The 18,837-nt window shown below is 36.8% G+C and carries 16 protein-coding genes and 1 pseudogene; 9 read left to right on the top strand and 8 right to left on the bottom strand.

Annotation, left to right across the window (positions count from 1 at the left end; translation table 11 throughout):
- Positions 1-2: 2 nt before the first annotated feature.
- Together katG and RCG21_RS09840 are read left to right on the top strand one after the other, a co-directional pair.
- On the top strand, positions 3-2,186 hold the full coding sequence (katG, locus tag RCG21_RS09835) for a catalase/peroxidase HPI (RefSeq protein WP_133332780.1): 2,184 nt from the start codon (positions 3-5) through the stop codon (positions 2,184-2,186).
- Positions 2,187-2,516: 330 nt separating this feature from the next.
- Positions 2,517-2,942, top strand: a complete 426-nt coding sequence (locus RCG21_RS09840; RefSeq protein ID WP_235824689.1) for a Fur family transcriptional regulator — start codon at positions 2,517-2,519, stop codon at positions 2,940-2,942.
- Here RCG21_RS09840 and RCG21_RS09845 read toward each other — a convergent pair.
- Together RCG21_RS09845 and RCG21_RS09850 are read right to left on the bottom strand one after the other, a co-directional pair.
- On the bottom strand, positions 2,939-3,241 hold the full coding sequence (locus RCG21_RS09845; RefSeq protein WP_308913107.1) for a hypothetical protein: 303 nt from the start codon (positions 3,239-3,241) through the stop codon (positions 2,939-2,941). The two genes, RCG21_RS09840 and RCG21_RS09845, sit on opposite strands and share 4 nt — an antisense overlap.
- 1,025 nt (positions 3,242-4,266) lie before the next feature.
- Positions 4,267-4,461, bottom strand: coding sequence for a tyrosine-type recombinase/integrase (locus tag RCG21_RS09850; protein ID WP_308913108.1), 195 nt, complete (start codon positions 4,459-4,461; stop codon positions 4,267-4,269).
- Positions 4,462-5,137: 676 nt separating this feature from the next.
- Between RCG21_RS09850 and RCG21_RS09855 the strand changes: the two genes are divergently transcribed.
- Positions 5,138-8,320 carry a SpoIID/LytB domain-containing protein gene (locus RCG21_RS09855; protein ID WP_308913109.1) on the top strand — a complete coding sequence of 1,061 codons (3,183 nt, stop codon included), beginning with the start codon at positions 5,138-5,140 and terminating at the stop codon, positions 8,318-8,320.
- Between the two features lie 283 nt (positions 8,321-8,603).
- Here the strand turns inward: RCG21_RS09855 and RCG21_RS09860 are convergent, their stop codons facing one another.
- Positions 8,604-9,347 carry an SDR family NAD(P)-dependent oxidoreductase gene (locus tag RCG21_RS09860; RefSeq protein ID WP_133332687.1) on the bottom strand — a complete coding sequence of 248 codons (744 nt, stop codon included), beginning with the start codon at positions 9,345-9,347 and terminating at the stop codon, positions 8,604-8,606.
- Positions 9,348-9,546: 199 nt separating this feature from the next.
- Here RCG21_RS09860 and RCG21_RS09865 point away from each other — a divergent pair, with 199 nt between their 5' ends.
- A complete protein-coding gene (locus tag RCG21_RS09865) occupies positions 9,547-10,152 on the top strand; it encodes a TetR/AcrR family transcriptional regulator (RefSeq protein WP_308913110.1) in 606 nt (201 codons plus the stop codon).
- 265 nt (positions 10,153-10,417) lie between these two features.
- Here RCG21_RS09865 and RCG21_RS09870 read toward each other — a convergent pair whose 3' ends face one another.
- Complete coding sequence (locus RCG21_RS09870) at positions 10,418-10,699, bottom strand: hypothetical protein (protein WP_208025307.1); 282 nt, start codon at positions 10,697-10,699, stop codon at positions 10,418-10,420.
- 401 nt (positions 10,700-11,100) lie between these two features.
- A pseudogene (locus RCG21_RS09875) lies at positions 11,101-11,226 on the bottom strand (excalibur calcium-binding domain-containing protein); the annotation flags it as partial.
- Positions 11,227-11,484: 258 nt separating this feature from the next.
- Between RCG21_RS09875 and RCG21_RS09880 the strand changes: the two are divergent.
- The 5 genes from RCG21_RS09880 (at position 11,485) to murI (ending at position 16,030) form a co-directional block, all read left to right on the top strand.
- A complete protein-coding gene (locus RCG21_RS09880) occupies positions 11,485-11,913 on the top strand; it encodes a MarR family winged helix-turn-helix transcriptional regulator (RefSeq protein WP_133332685.1) in 429 nt (142 codons plus the stop codon).
- Between the two features lie 205 nt (positions 11,914-12,118).
- Complete coding sequence (locus RCG21_RS09885) at positions 12,119-13,753, top strand: MFS transporter (RefSeq protein WP_308913111.1); 1,635 nt, start codon at positions 12,119-12,121, stop codon at positions 13,751-13,753.
- Between the two features lie 41 nt (positions 13,754-13,794).
- Complete coding sequence (locus RCG21_RS09890; RefSeq protein ID WP_133332684.1) at positions 13,795-14,430, top strand: HlyD family secretion protein; 636 nt, start codon at positions 13,795-13,797, stop codon at positions 14,428-14,430.
- Between the two features lie 91 nt (positions 14,431-14,521).
- Positions 14,522-15,193, top strand: a complete 672-nt coding sequence (locus tag RCG21_RS09895; protein WP_235824687.1) for a LysR substrate-binding domain-containing protein — start codon at positions 14,522-14,524, stop codon at positions 15,191-15,193.
- A 39-nt stretch (positions 15,194-15,232) separates the two neighbouring features.
- Positions 15,233-16,030, top strand: coding sequence for a glutamate racemase (murI, locus tag RCG21_RS09900; RefSeq protein ID WP_133332682.1), 798 nt, complete (start codon positions 15,233-15,235; stop codon positions 16,028-16,030).
- 198 nt (positions 16,031-16,228) lie between these two features.
- Here the strand turns inward: murI and RCG21_RS09905 are convergent, their stop codons facing one another.
- The 3 genes from RCG21_RS09905 to RCG21_RS09915 form a co-directional block, all read right to left on the bottom strand.
- Complete coding sequence (locus tag RCG21_RS09905) at positions 16,229-16,564, bottom strand: L,D-transpeptidase (RefSeq protein ID WP_133332681.1); 336 nt, start codon at positions 16,562-16,564, stop codon at positions 16,229-16,231.
- A 355-nt stretch (positions 16,565-16,919) separates the two neighbouring features.
- Entirely contained in the window at positions 16,920-18,167 is a 1,248-nt protein-coding gene (gene ystJ, locus RCG21_RS09910) for an NADP-dependent malic enzyme (RefSeq protein ID WP_133332680.1), read from the bottom strand.
- Between the two features lie 138 nt (positions 18,168-18,305).
- Positions 18,306-18,812 (bottom strand): acyl-CoA thioesterase, encoded by a 507-nt coding sequence (locus RCG21_RS09915; protein WP_165976147.1) that lies wholly within the window; start codon positions 18,810-18,812, stop codon positions 18,306-18,308.
- Between the last annotated feature and the right edge of the window lie 25 nt (positions 18,813-18,837).

An 18,837-nucleotide genomic window follows, 5' to 3' on the forward strand; every position in this document is an offset into this window, starting at 1 on the left:
ATATGGACACGAAAGACACTACTAACATTGGAAAGTGCCCGTTTCATCATGGCGGTGCAACTTCTAACAAATCTAGTAATATGCCAAATCGAGACTGGTGGCCAAACCAGTTGAATTTGAAAATTCTGCATCAGCATGACAGAAAATCTAACCCTATGGGAGAAGAATTTAATTATGCAGAGGAATTTAAAAAATTAGATTATGATGCTCTTAAGCAGGATCTTAAAGTGCTTATGACAAACAGCCAAGATTGGTGGCCGGCTGACTATGGACATTATGGTCCATTCTTTATCCGTATGGCTTGGCACTCAGCAGGTACATATCGAACAGGTGACGGCCGTGGTGGTGCTGGAACTGGCAATCAGCGTTTTGCTCCACTGAACAGCTGGGCTGACAACGGTAACCTTGATAAAGCCCGTCGACTGCTATGGCCGATTAAGCAGAAGTATGGCAACAAGATCTCTTGGGCTGACTTAATGATTCTAACTGGGAATGTTGCGATCGAATCAATGGGCGGCAAGACATTTGGTTTTGGAGGCGGACGTGCCGACATTTGGCATCCAGAAGAAGATATCTACTGGGGTTCTGAAACAGAAATGCTAGGTGATAACCGTTACACAGGTGATCGTGAGCTTGAGAACCCACTTGCTGCTGTTCAGATGGGTCTAATTTATGTAAACCCTGAAGGACCAAACGGTAAACCAGATCCGCTTGCAAGTGCTCGTGACATACGTGAGACCTTTGCGCGTATGGCAATGAACGATGAAGAAACAGTTGCACTAGTTGCTGGCGGTCATACTTTTGGTAAGGCACATGGTGCAGGAGATGCTGCTCATGTTGGTCCAGAACCAGAAGCTGCTCCTATTGAAGCACAAGGTTTAGGTTGGTTAAGCACACATGGATCAGGTAAAGGTCATGACACCATCACGAGTGGTATTGAAGGTGCTTGGACTGCTAATCCGACACAGTGGGATAATGGGTACTTTGATCTATTGTTTGGATATGAATGGTGGCTTACAAAGAGTCCTGCAGGTGCATTTCAGTGGCTTGCAGTAAATCCTGATGAGAAGGATCTTGCACCGGATGCAGAAGATTCATCAAAACGAGTTCCGACGATGATGACCACTGCCGATATGGCTTTACGTTTTGATCCAATATACGAAAAGATTTCTCGTCGTTTCCATGAGAATCCGGAAGAATTTGCAGATGCATTTGCCCGTGCATGGTTCAAACTAACACACCGTGACATGGGTCCAGCTTCAAGATATCTTGGCCCGGAAGTTCCAGAAGAAGAGCTTATCTGGCAAGATCCTGTACCATCCGTTGATTATGAATTAACGTATAATGAAGTAGAAAAGATTAAAACGATGATCCTGGATTCAGGTCTTACAATTACCGAGTTAGTCACAACGGCTTGGGCTTCAGCAAGTACCTTCCGTGGCTCAGATAATCGTGGCGGCGCAAATGGTTCTCGCATCCGTCTTGCTCCACAAAAGGATTGGGAAGTGAATCAACCGGAACAACTTACAAAAGTGCTTAGTGTACTAGAGGACATTCAAAGTCATCTAGATAAAAAAGTCAGCTTGGCCGACTTGATTGTACTAGGCGGTAGTGCTGCAGTAGAGAAAGCTGCTCAAGATGCAGGTTTTGACGTAACGGTTCCTTTTGCTTCTGGACGCGGCGATGCAACACAAGAGCAAACTGATATTGAAAGTTTTGCAGTCTTAGAGCCTATCGCGGATGGTTTCCGCAACTATCAGAAGAAGCAGTATAGTGTAAGTGCAGAAGAGATTCTAGTAGACAAGGCACAACTACTTAACCTTACTGCACCAGAAATGACTGTACTTGTTGGCGGTATGCGTGTTCTAGGTACAAACTACGGTGGTACAAAACACGGCGTTTTCACTGATAATGTGGGTACACTTACAAACGACTTCTTTGTTAACCTGCTTGACATGGGAGTTGAGTGGAAGCCTGTAGAAGGTGGTATATATGAAGGACGTGACCGCAAGACAGGTGAAGTAGTGCGTACAGCAACTAGAGTTGACCTAGTGTTCGGTTCAAACTCCGTTCTACGTGCCATTGCAGAAGTTTATGCTCAAGAAGATAACAAAGAGAAGTTTGTGCATGACTTTATAGCCGCCTGGGTAAAGGTAATGAATGCAGATCGTTTCGACCTTAATTAACGGCTACGACGGGTATTAATGCAACAAAGCCCAATAAAAGTTAGTAAATATTATCCCTGTTATTCCCAAGGTGACCGACAATTTTAGTCGGTCTCTATTTCGGTGTAAAATCAACATGGAAATTAAATTACCTGTTTTGATCCATACACAAAAAAGAGATCCTAAAACACATATTAGTGCTGTTGTCTAATTTGGATGACAGCATTCGTGTTTTATAAGGGTAATGATTTTGATTGTTATTCTCGATTCTATCGGGCCCTTCTATAAAACTTATAATATTCTCGAATTTACCAACATGGTGAATAAAAAAATGCAATGGAGATGTTGTAGATGATGAATCATCCACGTGTTCAACAAGGTTCTGAGGTATTAAAAAATAATGGATTAAAGCTAACCCCACAGAGATTAGCCATATTAGAGTATATGGCCACTTCTAATTCTCATCCCACCGTAGATGAAATCTGTAAAGATTTAAAGGAATTTTTGCCTAGTTTAACGCCAGCCACGATATATAGTAACTTAAAATGTTTTAAGAAATATAATCTAATAAATGAATTGTCCTTTGGGGAATTTGCTAGTCGCTTTGAATGGGCTACTTCCTTTCATTACCATGTTAGATGTAAATTTTGCGGAAATCTTGCTGACTTTTATTACCCAAAATTAATTCAAGTAGAAGAATTCGCCAGAATTAATTTACAATTTAATGTAACTCATCACTTTTTTGAATTACAAGGAATTTGCCCTAAATGTATTTAAAAAGGGGTGTTTGAAAGTGAACGATCCTTTGTCATGTAGACATTCCATTCAGTAAAGAATATCATTATTTCTTTTGACAATGCTTCTTCAAAAGTAAGCCCTCCACCAAGTGTTATCATCTTCTCGGTGAACAAAAAGCGAAACGTACTTAACGCCCGAATACGAATGTTAATCATGTGAACAGATAATTCTTTGTTGCTGCGTTTTCGATGTTCATCCTCTGAGTATGGTATACGTTCGGTTCGAAGATAATTGATATAACTTCGTATTTTATCCGCTGTAGTTTCGATAACGTCCATAACATCTCCTGAAAGCAATTGACGGAAATACCTCATTACTTCTTGATAACCATTGATTGTTCCTAGTCTTAATCCTTTTTCTTTCTTTGCACGAATGGAAAATTTCGAACGCTTCATCAAGGGAATATAGGACATGTCTATTCTGTGAGACTTCAGATGAGGATATAATACCTCTTTCACCAATAAATTTACGTTTCATACGATTTCTAATTCCACCTCAGATTAGAGCCGAGGAGTACTACGGTACAGAAATCTGTCCTACAGTCATAAAAACTACATCCTACAGACTACAACCGGATAGCACGCAAGATTCCGGTTCTTGAAATTCGGGTTCGAGTCCTGACGAGGGCGTACAACAATGCTTGTGTTTATTGAATTTCCAATGAATACAAGCAGGTGAAGGAAAACAAGGATTCTTATTATTCACTACCGTTTTTCTAACCCATTTTTGCTTAATTGAAGTAGTCACCAGTACTCGATACATGTGGTATGTAGGAACAAGTGATGCCTAAACTTAATTGTTAGAAATCTTTAACATCTTTAAATTCACTTAAAACAAATACAAACTAAATAAACCCTTGTAATATTAGATTGATTTTTGTCAAAATCTTTATTTGATTATAAAAAAAGACCTTTTTTATTGTTAACTTTGAAGATAAAGAAATTGTTTCCCAATAAAAAATTTTATTTATTTTCCGTTCGTTTATCTAGGAGTTCAGCAGCTAATCTCGCTTTTTCCCTCGTTTTATTTATGTTAAGCAAAGAAATGTCCGACGAAGTATGTCCAAGTTGAGACATACTAAATGGAATATTGCCATTGGTTTGTTTAGCAAGGTTCGTCGCGTATGTATGTCGCAGTTATGAGGTGACATCCTTTTGTCAAACGACTTTGTGTATTTATAAACAAGATTTCCTATAGCACGATTCGTAAGGGGTTTCGGTTCTTTTTTGTACAGCTTTAGTTAAACATATTCGTTTTCACAGTTCCCGGCTTTATATCTTTCATTTCTAATAGACAGATACTTTTATAGATCCTCTAAGCTTGAGGGAGTTACAGAAACCGTATCTTTTTTATTACCTTTACGTACTACACTTATCTCTTTAGAAGTGAAATCGATATCTTTAATACGTAAGTTAGATAACTCATTTACTCGAATACCTGTCCCCAAGAATCGAATGGGCGGGATTGGTCTAGGATTATCCATTGTCCGTGAAATCATTCTCCGGCACGATGGGAAAATCGGTGTAGATAATCCAGTAGAAGGGTATACATGTTTCTAGATGAATTACCTTTGATTGAAAGTAAGATGCGGTAAGATTAACCGGCTGGCATTATGGAGTTGATGAATCAAAAGCTAACTCCGATTTTTTTAATATCTTCCACAAGCTTAATTATCATGGTCTCTATTCATTTTAGCTTGATAATCTGGCTAAGTAGAGGGGACTTCGTTTGGATATTTTTTATTAGTTTTGCCAATTTGCAAAAATTTCTGATCCTCTTGTAGACAAGAATTCTCTAATCTAGATTAGTACTAGATGTAGTGGATGTGTACTGTCTTTCTGTCATTGGTTTAGCTGCTGAGGAAGTGCATCCAATGAATCCATTATCCGCGGTAAATCCAGATTTTGACCAAATTTTTAAACGCTAAGTCAGTAACAGTTAAAATGAAAAACTCTTAAAAAAAGAAATCCCCTTCACGCAATATGGAGGGGATTTCTTTGTTACTAGGTCACGCACTTAAAAGATTAAAAGGAAAAGCAAAAGTATGAATCCGAGTCGTCTATTTTGTAATGATATATCTAAGTCTGAAAAATTAGGTTTTTTAGGAAAATTGAGGATATATGCTAGCAAAAGATATATTATTAATCTAAGAAACTATTAGAAAGGGTTTTTATATGAGAAAATTATTAATCTTTTTAATTGTAACCGTTGTCTTTCTTGGCATTGTTCCTAGTTATAAAGATGCGGCAACGATTGCTACAGAGCCACACGTTCAAGTAAAGCTAGTGAAATATTTAGGTAATCAGTCAAGTATTTCATTAAAAATAGTGGGAAACTACTATTTAAATGGGGATTCCACGAATCTATTAACCAGCGATCGAAGTTATACGGTGAAGGTAGAGAGTGAAACGCTTGCCTTATATGATGGAACCACGAGATTAGCCACCGGGAGCGAATTATCGATTACTCCGGTTAATAGTATTGACCATGCAGTGATCAACAATCGTGAATATGCCGGGAGTTTTCTTTTTACAGTGGAAAAAAATCAATATGTAAGACCGATTAACACCATTAATCTTGAAGATTATGTAAAGAGTGTGGTCCCGGATGAAATGCCTGCGCTTTGGCAGATGGAGGCCTTAAAGGCACAGGCAGTATCAGCGCGAACCTATGCGTATTTTCGTTTGAATCAGGTGATCAATGATACTACCACTTTTCAAGTATATGGGGGCGTGACAAGCTTACATCCTAGATCATCTGAGGCAGTTGACGCGACAGAAGGTGAAATCCTAACCTACGATGGGAATATCATTGATGCTGTTTTCTCTGCCTCTAACGGAGGAAAAACGGAAAAACTATTTAATGTCTGGTATCCAAAATCCCTTCCATATTTTAAGGTTCAAGCCGACGAGTACGATACGGCCAATACCTGGGATGCTACCTTGCATAAACAGCAAATGGATGTCACTTCATTGGACCTCAAAAATCCAGACAGCTGGTGGGATTCTAAAAATGAAAAAGATGCTTTGTACGCGAACAACATTAAAAAGTGGATGATGAATAATCTATCAGGATTTAGTGGTAAACAAATCAAAATTGTTTCTATCCCTAAGGTTTACTTTTATTCACCTACCGAAAGCGGTCGATTTACAAAAAGTGATCTTTCACTCGAATTTTTTATAAAAGACGTTTTCAATTCAAATGGGGAGCTTGAACTTCAAACCGCAAGTATTAATAACCAGCTTGCAGACGATATGCGTACCATCATCGGCACAAACGACCCTGCGAAGCCCGGTTCAAGAGACTTGAAGAGTAATTTGTTTTCCATCAACGAAACCAACGATGCTTTTGTGTTTTCAGGCTCCGGGAACGGACATGGTGTTGGTTTAAGTCAATTTGGTGCTAATCGCCGTGCTGCTGCCGGTATCCTGTATAAGGACATTTTATCCTTTTACTATCCAGGCACTCTCTTATCCAAACAATACGCGATCCCACCTGGACCTGCTACAGTAAACGATGTAACAGATAAAGATACTTCTGTGACTGGTATGGCGGAAGCGGGATCAACAGTAGAAGTAAAAGTTAATGGAAACATCATTGGTTCTGCGAAAGCCGGTACAGATGGAAAATTTACAGTGGGCATTCCGGTTCAAGTAGCAGGAACGGAATTGGTCATAACAGCAACTGACATTGCAGGAAATGTAAGTGAAGATGCGAAGATTGTGGTAAAAGATGTCACCTCCCCTGAAAAACCAAAGGTAAATAAAGTAACCGATAAAGATACTTCTGTTACTGGACAAGCAGAGGCTGGAGCCAAAGTAGAAGTGAAGGTAAATAGTTCAGTAAGCGGCTCTGGAATAGCAGAGGAAGATGGCCAATATAAAGTTACTATTCCATCACAAAAAGCTGGTACGGAGTTAGTGATTGTTGCAATAGATGCAGCTGGTAATGTTAGTGAAAAAGCCATTGTAGTCGTTGAGCCCTCCGCACCAACGGGTTTATCGGTTTCATCCAACTCATACAACAGTCTTAAAGCGAGCTGGAAGGGACCAAGTGATATATCGGGGTATGAGATTTGGAGAGCTTTATCTAGTTCAGGACCATACACGAAAGTATCAACCACTACGAAAAATACGTTTACAGATTCATCTCTAAACACTGGCACTACGTATTACTATAAAGTCCGTGCGTATAAAACGGGTACAATAACAGCATACAGTGGTTTTAGTTCGATGGGATCAGCAAAACCAGTCCCTGCTGCACCACTGTCCGTAAAAGCAAGTTCTTCTTCTTACTCTAGTATTAAAACTAGCTGGGCCACAGTTAGTGGGGCGAACGGGTATGAAGTGTATCGATCTACATCAAGTACGGGTACTTATTCACTAGTAGGAATAACACCATCCCCTAGTTATACGAATGGCGGGCTCACCACAAATAAAGCCTACTATTATAAAATTAGAGCTTACCGAACAGTTGGACAAACGAAAGTTTATAGTAACTTTTCATCCATCGTTAGTACAAAACCAGTCCCTGCTGCACCATTGTCGGTGAAAGCAAATTCTTCTTCTTACTCTAGTATTAAAACTAACTGGGCCGCAGTTAGTGGGGCGAACGGGTATGAAGTGTATCGGTCGACATCAAGCACGGGTACTTATTCACTAGTAGGGACAACATCATCCACTAGTTTTACGAATGGCGGGCTCACCACAAATAAAGCCTACTATTATAAAATTAGAGCTTACCGAACAGTTGGACAAACGAAAGTTTATAGTAACTTTTCATCCATCGTTAGTACAAAACCAGTCCCTGCTGCACCACTGTCCGTAAAAGCAAGTTCTTCTTCTTACTCTAGTATTAAAACTAGCTGGGCCACAGTTAGTGGGGCGAACGGGTATGAAGTGTATCGATCTACATCAAGTACGGGTACTTATTCACTAGTAGGGACAACACCATCCCCTAGTTATACGAATGGCAGACTCACCACAAATAAAGCCTACTATTATAAAATTAGAGCTTACCGAACAGTTGGACAAACGAAAGTTTATAGTAATTTTTCATCAATCGTTAATACAAAACCAATACCCTCTGTTCCACCTAATTTTAAGGCAACTAGGTTAAGTTCGAAGAGTATCAAGGTAACATGGAATTCTGTATCAGGAGCAAGCGGATATGAAGTTTACAGAGCTACCTCCAGTAAAGGATCATATCGTTTGCTAAAAAGCACCACTTCTTTAAACTATACGAATACAGGACTAGAAAGGGGAAATACCTACTATTATAAACTACGAGCATATAGAATTGTTGGTAAATCCAAAGTATATAGTGGGTGGACAGCCATCAAAAGTGCAAGACCATAACCACCATTTGGGTGTGTGGTCCAAAAAGATTGCTAATTGATACAAAGAAAGAGGCCGGATTCGGCCTCTTTTATTTATTCAGGGTTTTTTTTCTGAAATATCAATTATTCAATTTTTAAAAAGTAGATTTACAACTTTTAGGTGATTAGGAAAAAAGCCCAATTTATAGTTTGCAGAACCATAAATTAGGCCTTAGATTAATAAAAAATTTTAAGCTTAACCACCGTTAATAGGAATAACGGCTTCATTGATGAAGTTAAACTTCTGCATGTTAAATTATTTTTTATTTAGCTGTGTAACCACCGTCTACTAAGATTGTTGTACCAGTTACAAAGTCATTTTCAGCTAAGAAAACTACTGCATGTGCAATTTCCTCTGGTTTTCCTAATCGGCCAATTGGATGCTTATCAACTAAGCCATCGTAAAATTCACCAAGAGCTTCTTTGTTAACTAAACCTGATTCAATAAATCCAGGAGCAACTGCATTTACACGTATATTACGATCCGCATATTCTAAAGCTACTGATTTAGTAATTAAATTGACAGCACCTTTACTTGCTGCATATGGAATAGAAGTTGGTTCTCCAACACTTCCCAAAATGGATGATGTGTTAATAATAGAACCACCGCCAGTTTTAAGCATCTCACGAAGTGCATACTTTATACCATAAAATACGCCATCTTGGTTGACGGAAATGACCCTCTTGTAATCTTCATCAGTTAATTCATGAGTTGGTTTTTGGATTCCAATACCTGCGTTATTAAAGATTACATCTAATTGTCCAAACTGTTTTACCGTTTCAGATACAAGATTTTCAACTGATTTCTCATCGGCAACATTAACTGAGACAAATAATACATCGTCATATTTCTCTTTTAACTCTTTCTCTACTACTTTTCCAGCTTCACTATTGTAATCGCCAATTACCACTTTAGCCCCTTTTTCTAGAAAAGCTTTAACAGTAGCTAATCCAATACCAGAAGCACCACCAGTTACAATTGCAACCTTACCATTTAAATTAGTCATAATCAAAGACCTCCCATAACATTTTTATTACAACTCATTATTAACAGTTAACAGAAGCTGCCTAATGAAAATCTGTACTAATTTGTTCACAATTTAATTTTACTCTTCTGTTCACATTTAACAATCATTAAGATATCATTAAGTGTCTACTAGTTAGACACTTATATAAAATCTGTCTAATTTTGAGGGAGTTTTTTTCATGAATAGTGAACAAAATACCACATCTCAACGACAATATCGGACAAGAGAACATTTAAAGCAAGCATTAATTGAACTCATAAAAGAGAAGGGGTATCACTCCGTTACTGTAAAAAACATTGTCGACTATGCCGCTTATAATCGCAGTACGTTTTATATCCATTATCAAGATAAGATTGAATTGGCTGAAGATCTACTCATTTCCATGTTTCAAGGGCTAGAAGCATCAGTAGGAAAACCATATGTACCTGGTCATAAAGTTTTTACGGAAAACCTAAATGCACCATCTTTTAATATTGTTTCTTATATCTATATCAACCGGAATTTTTTTGAACTGATTAACTATGATGACACGCTACCTGGATTACACACCCGGTTCCCTCAAACGATCTTAAAAATCTATAAAGAACAATTTAATTTCCAAACAATAAACAATATACAAGTCAATATGGATTATTTTAAACGGTATACAGCCTATGGCTTTTACGGACTCCTTCAGAATTGGATTCATAATGGCTTCAAAGAAACTCAAGAGGAATTTATCCAAGAAGTTATCGATCTTACGAAAACACATATTTATTCATTTAAGTATATTGGAAGTAATTAAATATGAGTTGTATTCAAAAAAGACAAGAGGAAAATTTTAAATGCAAAAAATGTTTGGCTATGGGTTTAATAGGCTATCAGTGGTATTATATATTTGATTATTTGTGGTTTTAAACGGTTTTCATAAATGCGGGATTTTTCTTGTTAAAATGACAAGAACTCCATAAGGAGTCCTTGTCATGTAGCAATTTATCTAGAAAATTAGGGGTGTTTAAATCATACCAATATTATCCAATGTTAAAAAGAGGAAAATGGATTAGATTTTTCTAGGTAAAATTAACTTGATAATTTAATGCTGAGGATCGATAAGTTATTGAGAGAAAATTATAAATGATGCTATAGTTAAACCAATTTAAGTGAGATTTGTTATATGCTGGAAGTTTGAGGTGTTTTTTTTCTTGGATGGTTTTGTTCAGGTCTTTCGCGTAATCTTTCGCATTTGCATATTCCTCACTAGAAGGGCCTCCAGCACCGCCAATCCACAAAGCAATGATAGCGGTTAATACATACCTCCATCTCTTTTTTAAGAATCCTAATACTGCTTTCATGTTATTTCTCCCCTTTTATCTATTTGAATTACATAATCTAAATAATACCAAAAAATAGTACTGGGTATTTAAAGCTAATTAATTGTACATAAAAAAACTCTTCTTCGAGAGGGGCTTTTTTCCATTCCCAAATTGTCACCAGCATGACACAGACAAAAAAAGTAAATCCCCTTACAATAATGGAAAACAAATGGAAAGGGGACACGATGGAAAAGTTATATGTTATTTACAAGGGCAAAGAATACATCATATTACATCAATATTCTTCTGGTTATTGTGAAATCGTCAAAGAAGGAGACAATAATCATAATGTTAAATTAGTTCATTTCTCCGAAATAATCTTGAAGGAGAAAGTAAATTAGCCCTTCTCAATCGAAAGGGGCTATTTTATTTAATTATCTTTAACATGTATAGTTATCATGATCTATGTCCATTTTTGTTTGATAAGCTGGGTGAGTGGATGGTACCCTATTAGGATATTTCTTCCTTAGCTCTGTACAGTTTGCAAAAATTTCAGTTCCACCAGAAGAAGGATCCGGAGCCAGTAGCCCCCTTAATTTTGGGTATGATGCAAAGTTTTTAGACCGATTTAGTTTTGTTGATTCCCCTTTGGCCAGCGATCTTTACGACCTCTGGCTCAGGTTACCTTGAAGCTGCATGTGGTGGAGCCAAGAGCGGATGACATTACACTTTTCTAAAAGATTTACTATAGTATATTTGTTATTATAAAATTAATTTGACTACAATAAGTACAACAGTTTTACTTTATAAGGGGGAAGGACTTTTTGAATCAGGACTCACTGCAATCTATTGAATATGAAATAGCCTTGTTAGTTCGGCTTACAACAGCATATAGTCCTAAACTAGGTGACTTGGATCGATCAGAGTATCTTATCTTAAGTGAAGTTAATGAAAATGGACCCTTGGCAATTAATGTAATTGCCGAAAAACTAATGTTAAACATATCTACAGCGAGTAGACAGGTTGGTACTTTAGAATCCAAACAATATATTAAGCGTTTTCCAGCTCCCGACAATGGAAGGATAAGTCTTATAGAACTTACGAATAAAGGACAAGAAATCCTCAATATTGTTCAAGAATCTCGTTATAACTTTTATTCAGAAGTACTCCAAAACTGGTCTAGAGTGGAATTAAAACAACTTGAAGATAATTTAATTCGATTAAATAAAGATTTTAAAAATAGAAAAGGATAATTTCATTTAAAAAATGTGGAATATAGAAAAATAAGGGATTGTGACAAGGCGTCACGGTCTTTTTTGTTTTAATAGCTATTATTATATAAAATTTTTACATTGTTTTTTTTTTGAAATATATTGTATAATACAACTTGCATTATACAATATAGTGATAGTAAAAATGTTAATAAACAATTTTTAAAAAATGAAGGGAGGAAATTGGATGAGTCAGCAGATGAATCCGGCAGCTTCCGATATTGAAAAGGTTGCTGTCCCTCAATATTTGATAATATCCATCTTAACGATACTGGCGATTGGTTCACAGTATTTTTCTAATTTGTCTTACATTCTAAACCAAGGTATTATCCAAAATGGACTGAAACTAAGTTCCAATCACTTACTATATCCATCTACATTATCGAATTTGGCATTTGCGTTAGGTGTGCCATTTGGTCCAGTACTTTCAAGGAAATTTGGATTACGACGAAATTACTTACTGTTTATTTTTATTTTTTTATGTGGATCCATCATTTCTACGATCTCTCCTGGTTTAGTCATTCTGATTGTAGGAAGAATCATTCAAGGCCTAAGTGCAGGTATTCTTTTCTTAACCATTCTGCCTGCTAGCCTAAGGTCTTTCCCTAATGCGATCCGAAATACCTTTTTGTTTATGGTTATTACAGGATTATTTGGATCAAGTGCAATTGGAGCTCTATTCGGCTCCATCTCATTACGAACGGATGCATGGCGTTGGTTGTTTTTTCTAAATATAATCGCATCACTATGCTGTTTAATTATTGGTTTTTTCGGTTTACCTAAACATGAAGAGCATGGACATGATCATAGTCATGTCGATAAAACAGGAGTGTTTTTGTTTAGTCTTTTAATGATTGTATTAGCATTTCCACTATGTAACCTTTTAGAAAAAGGATTTACCTCTTTATATGTTTGGCCATTTTTTCTTGCAGGGCTCATATTGTTAATTTTATTTATCTATGTGGACGTAAAAGCAGAGACACCATTGGTTCCATTTAGCACATTAAAGGCTTCCAAACCTATTTCTGGAACCATTATGGCTGTTGCATCTCATATCTCTCTGATCGTTGCGATTGCAGGGATTAACGGATTTTTGCGAAATAATATGAACCTTCCCTTTTTATATCTAAGCCATTTTTATTTTTGGTTCTTTGTGGGAATCTTGTTTACCGCCATATTTAAAACCCTATTTTATGATAAATTAGGTGCCGGCATACTAGGAATTATCGGGTCCATTGCCGTTTTATATGTGAGCCTCAAGTGGATGGTGATTAATTCAGAAACGACTTTACCATCATTGTATTTTCAAGTTGCGTGTCTTGGAGGCGGGATCAGTATGACTCTCGTTTCAGGTGCTCTTGGAACAGCATTAGCCGGTGATATTCATAAGGCATCGATGAGGTCTACAACCTTGCACTCAATCCGAAATTTTATCGGTGCTGTTATATCACCAATAATCGGATGGTTTTTAACCAGACAAAATGCGCAAAATTATGAAGATATTAGAGGGCAGATAGACCCAAATAGTTCTGAGTATAGATGGGAAATGACAAAACTAATTCACTCCTTCACGGGAGAACACTTATCTTTATCAGAGGCAAAAAGTACAGCAGCGTTTGAACTAGTCGTAAATTCTAAAATGACTGCTGTATTAGGGGCCTATCATGATTTGTTTACGATATTACTTGTACTAAGTATCGTCATGCTTGTTGGCTCAATCGGAAAAACTTGGACTGGAAAAGGACGGTCATTGGTTAAGAAACAAAAGAGAATGCGTATACCAGCTCCAAAAGAAAAAGATGGAATGGAGACATCGGCTTAAATAGATTTTAAGTATATAAATTGTAAGGAGAGATTTGAAACATGAGTAAAGGTCGTTTATTACTGATAAATATTATAGGTATGGTTGTCGTTTTGGCATTAATTGCATCAGGTGTATACTTCTACTATGAAAAACAGAATTATGTAAAAACAGAGGATGCTGTTGTATCAGCAGATATTTCACAAGTTGTAGCAACCAATTCTGGCTTGTTGACAAATTGGAATGGTAAAGAGGGTAAGATTGTCTCTGATCAAGAAAAATTGGGCAAAATTTCAAATGGTCAACAAGCACTTCCAGTAGAGAGCTTGGCAACAGGAACTATCATCAAAAATGAAGCTAAGACGAACCAAATGGTACAAGCTGGTCAGGTTTTAGCTCAAACAGCAGATATGAATAGTTTATATATTACCGCCAATATTGAAGAAAATGATTTAAACGATATTGAAGTTGGCGACAGCGTTGATATTACTGTTGACGGTGATTCGGAATCATTATTTAATGGGAAAATCGAAGAAATTGGTTATGCGACAAATTCCGTTTTTTCTGTACTTCCGTCTCAGAACTCAAGCGGCACTTATACAAAAGTAACACAAAAAGTTCCTGTGAAAATTTCTATTGAAAATCCTTCAAGTAAGGTCCTGCCTGGTATGAATGCAGAGGTCAAAATTTCGATATAATACAGCAACCTTAAAAGAAAGATCAGATCTTCAAACAACCCTTTTCTATAGACATAATCGTGGATCTGCATTTACAACCAAAGGAAGCCTGTTGTTAACATATGCGGAAAAGATATTCAATCTTATCGAGGAAACTAAAAATGTGATGATGGATGATCAAACGCCAAGCGGCCCTTTAATTATTGGTTCAATGGAAACAACCGCAGCGGTTCGGTTACCAGTCCTATTTTCAAAGTATCATAAAGACTTTCCAGAGGTAGATTTAACTTTAAAAACAGGTTCTACTGAACAAAATATTCAAGCTGTTCTTCAGTATGAACTTGATGGAGCATTTGTGGCTGGACCTATCAATCACCCAGATCTCATTCAGGAAGAGGTATTCGAAGAGGAACTAGTTCTCATCACGGATACAGCTCATCCACCAATATCTTTAATCAAAGATATTCGAACAAGGACGGTTCTTGTTTTTCATATGGGATGTGCTTATAGGGAAAAGTTTGAACAATGGTTACACCAAGAGAAGATGATACCCAATAAGATAATGGAATTTGGCACTGTGGATGGAATATTAGGCTGTGTATCTGCTGGTCTAGGTATAAGTTTGCTCCCCTGCAGTGTCATTGCAAAACATTTACAAGAAGGAACGCTTAAACAACATTCATTACCGAATCTTTATGGAAAAATGAAAACAATGTTTATTTATCGAAAAAAAACGTACTTGCAACCGTCTTTATTAAAATTTATTGATATGTTAAAAAATTAGATGGACTTATAAAATTAATTGAAAAGAAGAGTGAAAGTAATGAGAATTGGTTTTTTTGATTCAGGCATAGGTGGAATGACTGTATTTCATCAAGCATTGAGGATTTTACCGAATGAGGATTACATATTTTATGCAGATACTTTACACGTTCCATATGGTGAAAAACCAAAAGAAGAGGTAAGGAAATATATTTTTAATGCAGTTGATTTTATGGCTAATCAAGGAATTAAAGCATTAGTCATTGCTTGTAATACTGCAACCAGTATTGCAGTAGATGATCTTCGCCAGAAGTATGATTTCCCTATTTTGGGTATTGAACCAGCGGTAAAACCTGCTGTTCAAAGCTGTGAGGGAAAACGAAAAAAAGTATTAGTGTTGGCAACTAATTTGACTCTCAGAGAGGAAAAGTTTTATAACCTTGTGAGAAGTATAGATCATCACGATATTGTTGAAAGTCTTCCTCTTCCTGGTCTTGTCCAATTCGCTGAGAATTTTGAGTTTAGAGAAGAGATAGTTGTACCATATTTAAAAGAAAAACTATCGTCGTTTGATTTAAAGCAATACGGCACGGTTGTTCTTGGATGTACACATTTCCCATATTTTGAAAGTAGTATTAAGAAAATATTTCCTGAAGAAGTGGACATTATTTCTGGAAGTATTGGAACGGCAAAGAACTTAAAAAGAATTCTAGAAGTAAGGAATCAAATTAACGATGGAAAAGGAGATATTTTATTTTTTAAATCTGGTAATAGAGTAGAAGATAAAGAAACTTTATCTAATTATAATGAGTTATTGGTCAAGTTAGATAGGATAAATTCTTTAACAACGGGTGTTTAAATCAAAATAATCTGTTTCGACATCTTATTTGAAAATAAGTTTGTTAAATTTTATACATAAACAAACGGATGCGTTTCTTCAATAGGTGGAAACGCATTTTCTTATTCTAGTAACGGGTAGATTAACAAAAGGTGAAATCCTCTCTTTTTTATTGCACTTGACCTAAACTAGAAAGTAAAAAGGGTAAAAATTTTAGAGTCATTTATGAATAAAAACCCTCGTACCAATTGGAACTAAAGATGATAATTCTAGAACATCATGATTAAACATTCTAATACATCCATGCGAGACATTCTTACCTATAGAAGATGGATTATTTGTTCCATGTATACCGTAATGAGGTCTTGATAATCCCATCCAAAGTACTCCAAATGGTCCGCCAGGATTAGGATCCTTGTTGATAATCGTGTATGTTCCTGTAGGTGTTGGTGACAATATTTTTCCAACAGCAATTGGGTAAGTTTTTAAAAGCCTGTGACGATCAAAAAGTTTTAGTTGGTGTTTTGATGTTGATACATCTATCCATTTTGCCATGTAGATCAACTCCATTTTTTGAATATTGTATGAAGTAGAACACCGATAAGTTAATTAACAATAATTGGTGGACAGTTAATAAAAAAAACCAATGTAACTTCGCTACTATTTATATAACATTATTAGAAAAAATAAAAATTGCTCACTTAGCCCGTATAAATAACTTCCAATTTTTCCTTTATTTCTTTTTCAAAGCCTTTTTCTTATATGAATTACAGTATATTTTTGAAAACAAAAATAAATTAACTAAATAATTACATTGATTCATCTTTGCTGTTGTTACCATGAAAAAACAAATAAAGCTTACCTTAGTATTCATCAACACAGCGAATAAGGTAAGCTTTGGTTTATAGATTTATAAAAAAGCAGGTTGTTTTTCTTCAACTAGTGTTAATAGACGCTTTTTTACCTCTTCAACATTTACATTTTTTTGTGAAACACCCGTTTCCATTGCAGCATTAGCAACAGCTGCTGCTACATGGGCAGCTACCCGGCGGTCAAATGGATCTGGAATTACATAATCAGCATAAATTTCATCATCTGAAATTAATCCAGCAATTGCATACACGGCTGCCAACTTCATTTCTTCATTGATTTCTCTTGCCTGAACATCTAATGCACCACGGAAAATCCCGGGAAATGCCAAAACGTTATTGACTTGATTTGGGAAATCAGAGCGCCCCGTACCAACTACTAGTGCTCCGGCTTCTTTTGCATCCTCGGGCATGATTTCTGGTACTGGATTGGCCATGGCAAAAATAATTGGATCATGGTTCATGGAACGAACCATTTCTTTCGTCACAGAACCAGCAGCTGATACGCCAATAAATACATCCGCTCCCAGAAGAGCATCCGCTAGTGTCCCTTGTTTTCGTTCTTTATTAGTGATGCGGGCCATTTCTTCTTTGAATAGATTCATTCCGAAAGTACGTCCTTCATATATAGTCCCTTTTGTATCACATAAGATGACATCCTTTACCCCCATATGAAGCAAGAGCTTAACAATAGCTACACCTGCCGCACCGGCACCGTTTATTACAACACGTATATCTTCAATGTCTTTGCCAACGAGTTTAAGAGCATTGATTAATCCTGCAGCGGTTACAATGGCTGTTCCATGCTGGTCATCATGAAAAATGGGAATATCGCACGTTTTTCGTAATAGTTCCTCGATCTCAAAGCATTGCGGTGCTGCGATGTCTTCCAAGTTTACTCCGCCAAAAGTTGGTTCTAATAGTTTAACGACCTCAACAATTTTATCGGTGTCCATCGTATCAAGGCAAATTGGAAATGCATCTACATCGGCAAACGATTTGAATAACAATGCTTTTCCTTCCATAACCGGCATCGCGGCTTTCGGGCCAATATTTCCAAGACCCAAAACGGCTGTTCCGTTCGAAACAACTGCAACGAGATTCCCCTTCATTGTGTAATCAAATACTTTGCTTTCGTCTTCATGTATGTCTAAGCAGGGCTCTGCAACACCTGGTGAATAAGCAAGACTTAAATCGTTTGCATCACTTACTGTGACTTTAGAGTAAACACCAAGCTTTCCTCGTTTTTCTCTGTGCATCTTTAATGCTTCTTCACGTAAAGTTGACATACAATGTTTCTCCTTTTGTTTAAGTTTTTTGGTTATAGAAATAAGAAGAAGGCCTACACTTTTTTATTGCCATCAAAATTGTCAGAACATGATAGATTTCTAAAAACTTAATCATATCGATCATATGATGTGTCAGTACTAGTGCTGATGCATTGTTAAAAACGCTGCTAATTCTTTACTTTTCTGCTTTCTCTCTTTACGTACTCTTGCCCGCTCGGGGGCGGTTTCATGTAATTTTATTTCTTCTTCTGTTTCAGGAATGACTTCCGGAACACGCGCTGGGCGTTTATGCTCATCAAGCGCGACAAATGTTAAGAGGGCAGTTGCTGCGATTTTACGCTTACCGCTTTTTAAGTCTTCCGCTATAATTTTCACAAATACTTCCATTGATGAGGTGCCTGTCCATGTCACATAAGATTCAAAACAGACGGAATCTGTTGTTCGAACTGGATGTAAAAAATCGACTGAATCCGTTGAAGCCGTTACACATTCTCTTCGACTGTGGCGCGCCGCGGAAATGGAGGCAATTTGGTCTAAATCACTCATTAACCGGCCACCAAATAATGTATTGTGATTATTTACATCGTTAGGGAATACACGACTTGTTCGTATTACTCTTGATTCTTTACAATATTTAGCTTCCATTGACAAATCCCCCGAAATATATCAA

The organism is Bacillus salipaludis (genome assembly GCF_030938565.1).
Lineage (GTDB): Bacteria > Bacillota > Bacilli > Bacillales > Cytobacillaceae > Neobacillus > Neobacillus salipaludis_A.

Coding starts and splice junctions, on each gene's coding strand:
- RCG21_RS09865 (WP_308913110.1), top strand. CDS start 9,547: ATGAATAGTGAACAAAATACCACATCTCAACGACAATATCGGACAAGA.
- RCG21_RS09855 (WP_308913109.1), top strand. CDS start 5,138: ATGAGAAAATTATTAATCTTTTTAATTGTAACCGTTGTCTTTCTTGGC.
- katG (WP_133332780.1), top strand. CDS start 3: ATGGACACGAAAGACACTACTAACATTGGAAAGTGCCCGTTTCATCAT.
- RCG21_RS09845 (WP_308913107.1), bottom strand. CDS start 3,241: ATGGACGTTATCGAAACTACAGCGGATAAAATACGAAGTTATATCAAT.
- RCG21_RS09890 (WP_133332684.1), top strand. CDS start 13,795: ATGAGTAAAGGTCGTTTATTACTGATAAATATTATAGGTATGGTTGTC.
- RCG21_RS09860 (WP_133332687.1), bottom strand. CDS start 9,347: ATGACTAATTTAAATGGTAAGGTTGCAATTGTAACTGGTGGTGCTTCT.
- ystJ (WP_133332680.1), bottom strand. CDS start 18,167: ATGTCAACTTTACGTGAAGAAGCATTAAAGATGCACAGAGAAAAACGA.
- RCG21_RS09905 (WP_133332681.1), bottom strand. CDS start 16,564: ATGGCAAAATGGATAGATGTATCAACATCAAAACACCAACTAAAACTT.
- RCG21_RS09885 (WP_308913111.1), top strand. CDS start 12,119: ATGAGTCAGCAGATGAATCCGGCAGCTTCCGATATTGAAAAGGTTGCT.
- RCG21_RS09870 (WP_208025307.1), bottom strand. CDS start 10,699: ATGAAAGCAGTATTAGGATTCTTAAAAAAGAGATGGAGGTATGTATTA.
- RCG21_RS09850 (WP_308913108.1), bottom strand. CDS start 4,461: ATGATTTCACGGACAATGGATAATCCTAGACCAATCCCGCCCATTCGA.
- murI (WP_133332682.1), top strand. CDS start 15,233: ATGAGAATTGGTTTTTTTGATTCAGGCATAGGTGGAATGACTGTATTT.
- RCG21_RS09915 (WP_165976147.1), bottom strand. CDS start 18,812: ATGGAAGCTAAATATTGTAAAGAATCAAGAGTAATACGAACAAGTCGT.
- RCG21_RS09840 (WP_235824689.1), top strand. CDS start 2,517: ATGATGAATCATCCACGTGTTCAACAAGGTTCTGAGGTATTAAAAAAT.